The sequence below is a fragment of the Mesorhizobium sp. M7A.F.Ca.AU.002.02.1.1 genome (assembly GCF_003998535.1).
In the GTDB taxonomy this organism is placed as follows: domain Bacteria; phylum Pseudomonadota; class Alphaproteobacteria; order Rhizobiales; family Rhizobiaceae; genus Mesorhizobium; species Mesorhizobium ciceri.
Map to the genome: position 1 here is coordinate 1 of NZ_RZPB01000293.1, position 6983 is coordinate 6983.

At 62.3% G+C, this 6983-nt stretch carries 8 protein-coding genes; 7 read left to right on the forward strand and 1 reads right to left on the reverse strand.

What is annotated here, in order from left to right; genetic code table 11:
• Positions 1-616 (forward strand): sulfatase-like hydrolase/transferase (locus tag EN879_RS18550; protein WP_164774459.1); only part of this gene is annotated, 616 nt, incomplete at its 5' end.
• Positions 617-663: 47 nt separating this feature from the next.
• Here the strand turns inward: EN879_RS18550 and EN879_RS18555 are convergent.
• Positions 664-2325, reverse strand: a complete 1662-nt coding sequence (locus tag EN879_RS18555) for a pilus assembly protein (RefSeq protein ID WP_063167703.1) — start codon at positions 2323-2325, stop codon at positions 664-666.
• A 451-nt stretch (positions 2326-2776) separates the two neighbouring features.
• Between EN879_RS18555 and rpsF the strand changes: the two genes are divergently transcribed.
• The 6 genes from rpsF to EN879_RS18585 all read left to right on the forward strand — a co-directional run.
• Positions 2777-3277 carry a 30S ribosomal protein S6 gene (gene rpsF, locus EN879_RS18560; RefSeq protein ID WP_013532520.1) on the forward strand — a complete coding sequence of 167 codons (501 nt, stop codon included), beginning with the start codon at positions 2777-2779 and terminating at the stop codon, positions 3275-3277.
• Complete coding sequence (rpsR, locus tag EN879_RS18565; protein ID WP_006203718.1) at positions 3277-3525, forward strand: 30S ribosomal protein S18; 249 nt, start codon at positions 3277-3279, stop codon at positions 3523-3525. Before rpsF ends, rpsR begins: the two co-directional genes overlap by 1 nt.
• Positions 3526-3743: 218 nt before the next feature.
• Positions 3744-4328 (forward strand): 50S ribosomal protein L9, encoded by a 585-nt coding sequence (gene rplI, locus EN879_RS18570; protein ID WP_013532521.1) that lies wholly within the window; start codon positions 3744-3746, stop codon positions 4326-4328.
• A 301-nt stretch (positions 4329-4629) separates the two neighbouring features.
• Entirely contained in the window at positions 4630-5934 is a 1305-nt protein-coding gene (locus EN879_RS18575) for a cyclopropane-fatty-acyl-phospholipid synthase family protein (RefSeq protein WP_013532522.1), read from the forward strand.
• 67 nt (positions 5935-6001) lie between these two features.
• Positions 6002-6325, forward strand: coding sequence for a YnfA family protein (locus EN879_RS18580; RefSeq protein ID WP_013532523.1), 324 nt, complete (start codon positions 6002-6004; stop codon positions 6323-6325).
• A gap of 1 nt (position 6326) precedes the next feature.
• A partial coding sequence (locus EN879_RS18585) for a small ribosomal subunit Rsm22 family protein (protein ID WP_127274169.1) occupies positions 6327-6983 on the forward strand: 657 nt, incomplete at its 3' end.

Here is a 6983-nt window from a genome sequence, read left to right on the forward strand (position 1 = left end):
CTATTACAGTCCCACGCACAGGGTGCAGGCGCCGATCAGCCAGTGGGCGCGCGAATCGCTGCTCAGCTACGCCGAAGGCTCAGCCGATGCCGATCGCGGTCTCGAACGCCTCGTCGAATGGGCAAAGACACGCTCCCGCCCAACCGTGATCGCCTTCTTCGGCGACCATCTGCCGCCGCTCGGGCCGGTCTATGTCGAAACCGGCTTCCTGAAGGACAATGTCGCGCCGCGCAAGGAAGCGTCGCCCGAGGCTGCCCTCGAGCATCATGAGACGCCGCTGGTCATCTGGTCGAACCGCACCGGGCCGGCTGAGCACATGGGCGCTGTCAGCCCGGCCTTCCTGCCCTATCATATCCTGAAGACGGCCGGCATCAGCCATCCCTACTACACCGGCTTCCTGGGCGAGATGAGCGAACACTACCGTGTCGTCGACCGCAATTTGCTGCTGACGCCGGCTGGCGAGGCCACGCCCGATTGGGCGCGGCAGAAGGAGATCGATCCGGCGATCCGCGATTTCCGCCTGCTGCAGTACGATATGATGTTCGGCAAACGCCACGCAGCGCCCGACTTCTTCCCCGAAACGGTCGACAAGATTGTCGCCGCCCATACGAGTTGAGGCCAGCGATTTCCTCAGAGCCTGCTGGTCCGTCTCGGTTCGCGTGTTCAGTTGGTCAATTGCAGCTTCGTGAAGTTGTTGGCGATCTGAAGGAACACGTTCGGCAGTTTGGTCGGATCGTTGACGGCATAATAGTTGCTCGGATCCGAGGCGCAGGCGCTGTAAAGCGCACGGTTGGCTGCGGTGTCGGATTGCAGCACCATGGTGTAGATCTGCACGCCCTCGTTCTTCAATTGCGTGCAAACGTTTTTGGTCCAGCCGTCGACATTGCGCGCAGCGGTCGTCTGGTTGTCCGATCCGAAGCGGCCGCCAGCCAGATAGCCATAGGATGTGTAATCCGACTTTGTCGGTTCTTGTTCGCTGGCGCCATAGACGACGTTCTCGCCGTCGGTGAGCAACAGCACGATCTTGCTGATGCCGGGCGTCTTCCAAGGCGCTCCGTCGGTGTAGGGCGCGGCGGGCGACAGCACACGCATACCCCATGACAGGCCCTCGGAGACATTGGTACCCGAGCCATTCCACTCGGTCATCTGACTGGCCGCCTTGCGCAGCTTGTCGAAATCGTCGGTCAGGGGGACCACCGGGGTCGGACACGCACGGTTCGGGCCGACAGTGACGGGAGAGCCGATCTCGGTGATGAGTTCCTTGGCGGGCGCAACATATTTGGCGATCTTTTCCCTGGCATCCCTGTCATCGGGCGACAGAAGTTCGATGAGATTGCCGAGCAGGTTGCTGAGATCGATGCCCAGAATGTTGATGCCCGACTGGGCAAGCCTGGTTTTGTCGCTGACATCGTTGAGATAGGAGTTGTTGTAGTATTTATCCGAATTGCCATAGGAGCCAGACGGCTTCTGGGCGTCTTCGGGATCATCCGGCGCAAAGTAGGGCACGAACAGCGTGTCGGGCTTGGCCGGGTCGGGTGGCGTGTCGGAGATATTGTAAGCGCCTGGCCGCGCCTCGACGCAACCTTTCCATCCGGTGCCATTCCATCCGGCATCGGCCCATCCGGTCTTCTTGAGCTGTTTGAAAAGCGCCATGTGGTTCGGCCGCTTGCCGTCGATGACGGGAAAATTGACGCCGTTGGTTGAGGACTTGCCGTCCATGTCGATCCAGGACGGGTCGAAGCCGTCGCCATTGACATTGACGGCCGTCACGAAAGGAACCAGCGAGGCGCGGATCTTGCGCGTTGGCGATTTCGCCGCTTCGAGCGTGTCGAGCAACGATTTTGTCGCCGTCCTCAGCGCCGTCATCCGCGCGCCGGCCATCGAGCCGGTGTTGTCCAGCACCAGCACGACTTCGAGCTGGTTGTTCGATTCGACCGCCGAGGCATCGACCACGATGTGCTTGCTGTCGCCGAACAGGAAGGCGAAGTTGAGATGGACGTCCGCCGAGGCAACCGCCTTGGTCTTGACGAAGTTGACGCCCTTGTCGACAGTCAACGTCGCCTGCGCATTGTCGAGCTCGCCATGACCGACGATGTTGGCCTGGAAATAGCGGTTGAAAGCGTCATTGCGGGTGATGTCGAGATCGCCAAGATGCGAAGAAGCAAGGTTTGCCGAATCGAGAGCGTTCTGCAAATTGCTCTTGGCCCGCATAAGGGTCGAGACATCGGTTGCGAAAGCGACTGCCGTCAGGATGACCGGCAAACCCAGTCCCAGCACAAGCGTGAAATTGCCGCTCTTCGAGCGCCAGAATTTGTTGAGAAGCATCCTTACCCCCGGAAATGCTTGCCGCTTTTGCGCGGTTGTCCGGGCTTTTGCGCCTTCCATGATGAATCGACCGTTGACGGCCAGGCTTCAACTCCACACAACCTGCTGGTGTGGTTAAGACGTGGTTGCCGGAAACCACGACTCCGGCCGTTGCTGCTCCCGATCGTCGCCTGCGACACACGGGAATGCCGCTTGCCCTTGCTTTGCGGCCGGATTGCTGTATAGACGCCCGCAATCTGCCGGTCCTTGCTGGGGGCTGAACGGAGGGCCGGAGGTTTTTCAGAACCTTCGTGTGAAGCCGGAAGTGCTTCCGCCTCCCGTGTCTCCGCTCTCGACCGTCTCGTCATGCTCCTTTCTTCCCCCTGCCCCTCGAGGGTTTGCGGGTCAGAGAAGTTGCAGAGGCTTTTGCCGCCGGGAACCGGGAGAGAAACGAAGAAAGGCATAAGACATAATGGCTCTTTACGAACATGTGTTTCTTGCCCGGCAGGACCTCTCGCAGCAGCAGGTCGATGCGCTTGTCGAACAGTACAAGGGTGTCATCTCCGCAAATGGCGGGTCCGTCGGCCGGGTCGAGAACTGGGGACTGAAGTCCCTCACCTACCGGGTCAACAAGAACCGGAAGGCTTACTACACGCTGATGGACCTGAATTGCCCGGCGGCCGCGCTCAACGAGATGGAGCGCCAGATGGGCCTGTCCGAAGACGTGCTGCGTTTCCTGACCATCAAGGTCGAGGCGCATGAGGAAGGCCCGTCGGCCATGATGCAGAAGCGCGAAGAGCGCTCGGAACGCGGCGGCTTCGGCGACCGTGACCGTGGCGATCGTGGTCCGCGTTCGTTCGGCGATCGTGATCGCGGCGACCGTGGCGATCGTCCGCCGCGCTCGTTCGGCGACGCCGGTGCCGATCGTGGTCCGCGCCGTCCGCGCGAAGGCTTTGAAGGGGGTGCAGAATAATGGTCGACATCAATCAGATCCCGACCCGGCGCCCGTTCCATCGCCGCCGCAAGACCTGCCCGTTCTCCGGCGCCAACGCGCCCAAGATCGACTACAAGGACGTGCGTCTGCTGCAGCGCTACATTTCCGAGCGTGGCAAGATCGTGCCGTCGCGCATCACCGCCGTCAGCCAGAAGAAGCAGCGCGAACTCGCCAAGGCGATCAAGCGCGCCCGCTTCCTCGGCCTGCTGCCCTACGTGGTTCGCTAATATCTCAAATGCGGGCGGTTCGCCGCCCGCTCTTCTCCCACGGCGACGGGCGCCGCAGGGTTGAACATCAAATCCCGGGTTGAGGTCAAAACCTCTAACTGCCGCACAGGCAGGACAGCGACACCAGCGCCAAAGGCGCTCAAGCTTCCTGACCTGTTCCCAAGACATTCGGCGCCGATCTCATCGATCGATTGGCGTCCAACCAAAGGAACAAATCCATGGACGTCATTCTTCTCGAACGCGTTTCCCGCCTCGGCCAGATGGGCGATACCGTCAAGGTCAAGGACGGCTTCGCCCGTAACTTCCTGCTGCCGCAGGGCAAGGCGCTGCGCGCCAACGAAGCCAACAAGAAGAAGTTCGAAGGCCAGCGCGCCCAGCTTGAAGCCCGCAACCTCGAGCGCAAGTCGGAAGCGGCCCAGGTCGCTGAAAAGCTCGACGGCAAGAGCTTCATCGCCGTTCGCTCCGCCGGCGAAACCGGTCAGCTTTACGGTTCCGTTTCGACCCGCGACATCGCCGATCTGCTGACGGCGGAAGGTTTTTCGATCAACCGCAACCAGATCCTGCTCAACCAGCCGATCAAGACCATCGGTGTCACCAATGTGGCGATCGCGCTGCATCCGGAAGTCGAGGTCACCGTCACGCTCAACATCGCCCGCACGGCCGACGAAGCCGAGCGCCAGGCCAAGGGCGAGACGCTGACCACCGCCGAAGCCATCTATGGCGACGACATCAACGACAACGCCCGGCCGGAGAACTTCTTCGATCCGAACACCGAGTTCGAGGGCGACGAAGACAACGCCTGATCACACGTCGCAAGCGATTGGAGCCATGGGGCTGATCACGACTTGACGCCAAGCTCCGATCACTTTGCCGTCATCCAGCCATGCTGGACCAATGCCCGGGCCTCGCGCCCGGGCATTTTTGTGCCAAATGGAACTTTTCGAACCCCTATATATTGTTGCAGACTATGGCGTCGCGCGTCCTTTGGCCGCGCAAAGCACGCTGTGCAACTTTGGTTCGGCGCAAGATCTCCGGCGAAATCGATCCCGATTTTCGCGGTCACGCGCCAAGGCAGCCTGTCTGGCCGAGAGGGGACATTTGGTCATGAATATTCTGTTAAAGCGCGTTCTCGACCGCTTGGTGCGCACCGGCAATCTTAGGGTAACCGGCCCCAAGGGCACGGCGGTGGTTTTCGGCGACGGCAGCGGCGAACCGGTGCACATGCACATCAAGACCGCGCATGCCGAGCGCGCCATCACCTTCGATCCGATGCTGGCGGTGCCTGAAGCCTACATGGACGGCGAACTCGACATTCTCGAGGGCGGCGTGCTGGGCGTGATGCGCATCGCCTTCCAGAACATGGGCAGCGGCGGCATCGACGCCACCTGGTCGAAGGCCATCGAAGGCCTGCGCCACGCCTTCCGCCGGCTGCAGCAGATCAACACCGCCTCGCGCTCGCGGCGCAACGTGCAGCGCCACTACGATCTGTCGGGCGATCTCTACCGGCTCTTCCTCGACGAGGACATGCAATATTCCTGCGCCTATTTCGAGCAGCCGGACATGACGCTCGACGAGGCGCAGGGCGCCAAGAAACGCCACATCGCCGCCAAGCTCCGGCTGAAGGCCGGCCAGACGGTGCTCGACATCGGCTCCGGCTGGGGCGGGCTTGGCCTCTATCTCGCCAAGGCGTTCGACGTCGACGTGCAAGGCGTCACGCTGTCGACCGAGCAGCATGGCGTCGCCACCGACCGGGCGCATGCGCAAGGGCTGGAAAGCCGCGTGCATTTCGAGCTGAAGGACTACCGCGAACTCAATGAGCGTTTCGATCGCATCGTCTCGGTCGGTATGTTCGAGCATGTCGGCGTCAACCACTATCGCACCTTCTTCGACAAGAGCGCGACGCTGCTCAAGCCGGATGGCGTCATGCTGTTGCACACGATCGGCCGTTCCGGCGTGCCGTGGGCGACCAGCGCCTTCATCCGCAAATACATCTTCCCGGGCGGCTACATCCCGTCGCTGTCGGAAGTGATGCCTGCGATCGAGAAGTCGGGCCTGGTCGTCACCGACGTCGAGATCCTGCGGCTCCACTATGCCGACACGCTGAAGCACTGGGGCGAGCGCTTCGCCGCCAATCGCGACAAGGCCAAGGCGATCTATGACGAGCGCTTCTGCCGCATGTGGGAATTCTATCTGGCGGCCTCGGAAGCCGCATTCCGCTGGCAGGATCTGGTGATCTTCCAGATCCAGATCGCCAAGAAGAACGATACGCTGCCGATGACACGCGACTACATGGCCAAATGCGAAAAAGCGCTGGAGATGCGCGATATGGGGCATCGTGAAACGGCTCCCGTCAAAAAGAGCCCGGCCGCCAAGCCGGCTCGCCGCCGCAAGGTTGCCGACCAGGAATAGCATTGCCGCTTGCCATTGCCGGCGCCGGCACTGAAAAAGGTCCCGTGACCGTCGCGGGACCTTTTTCATGACCTTTGTCCTCTATGCCGCCGCCGCTCTGGCCGAGATCGCCGGCTGCTTTTCATTCTGGGCCTGGTGGCGGCTGGAGAAGTCGCCGCTTTGGCTGCTTCCCGGCCTCGCCTCGCTTGCCCTGTTCGGCTTCCTGCTGGCGCTGGTCGACACGTCAGCCGCCGGTCGCGCCTACGCCGCCTATGGCGGCATCTACATCGTGGCGTCGCTTGGCTGGCTGTGGCTGGTTGAAGGCGTTCGCCCCGACCGCTGGGATCTTGCCGGTGCCGCGCTCTGCATTGCCGGTGCTTCGGTGATCCTTCTCGTCCCGCGGGGCGCTTGAGATGGAGTTGCCTGCCTCCCTTCGCCAAGGTGTCGAGCGTCTGCTCGAAAACGTTCCGCTGGCGGTACTCAAGCAAGCGGCAAAGACGCTGTCCGACCGCTACCGCGCCGAGTTGCGCGACGGCCGTCTGCACATGGCCGAGGATCTGGCGGTGAAGGCCTATCTGGCGACGCGGCTGCCGGCGACCTATGCCGCGATCCGTGCCAGCCTCGACGCGCTGAGCGACGCCAAGCCTGCCTTTCAGCCCAGGACCTTGCTCGATGTCGGCGCCGGCCCTGGCACGGTGCTTTGGGCCGCGACCGATCTGTGGCCCGATCTCGAACAGGCGGTGTTGTTCGAAGCCAGTGCCGCCGTGCGTAAGGTCGGCGAGACGCTTGCCGGCAACACTATTGCCGCCCAGAGCAGATGGCTGGCCGGTGATGCCACCATCGACCTTGCTGACATCGAGCCGGCCGATCTGGTCACGTGCGCTTATGTGCTCGATGAAATCGCGCCGGCATCGCTGCCGAAACTCATCGACCGGCTCTGGCAACTCACTGGCGACACGCTCCTGATCGTCGAGCCCGGCACCCCCGCCGGCTGGCAGCGCATCCTTGCCGTGCGCCGGCAGCTGATCGAGGCGGGCGCGCATGTGCTTGCGCCTTGCGCGCATCAGGCG

Coding starts and splice junctions, on each gene's coding strand:
- EN879_RS18555 (WP_063167703.1), bottom strand. CDS start 2,325: ATGCTTCTCAACAAATTCTGGCGCTCGAAGAGCGGCAATTTCACGCTT.
- rpsF (WP_013532520.1), top strand. CDS start 2,777: ATGGCTCTTTACGAACATGTGTTTCTTGCCCGGCAGGACCTCTCGCAG.
- rpsR (WP_006203718.1), top strand. CDS start 3,277: ATGGTCGACATCAATCAGATCCCGACCCGGCGCCCGTTCCATCGCCGC.
- rplI (WP_013532521.1), top strand. CDS start 3,744: ATGGACGTCATTCTTCTCGAACGCGTTTCCCGCCTCGGCCAGATGGGC.
- EN879_RS18575 (WP_013532522.1), top strand. CDS start 4,630: ATGAATATTCTGTTAAAGCGCGTTCTCGACCGCTTGGTGCGCACCGGC.
- EN879_RS18580 (WP_013532523.1), top strand. CDS start 6,002: ATGACCTTTGTCCTCTATGCCGCCGCCGCTCTGGCCGAGATCGCCGGC.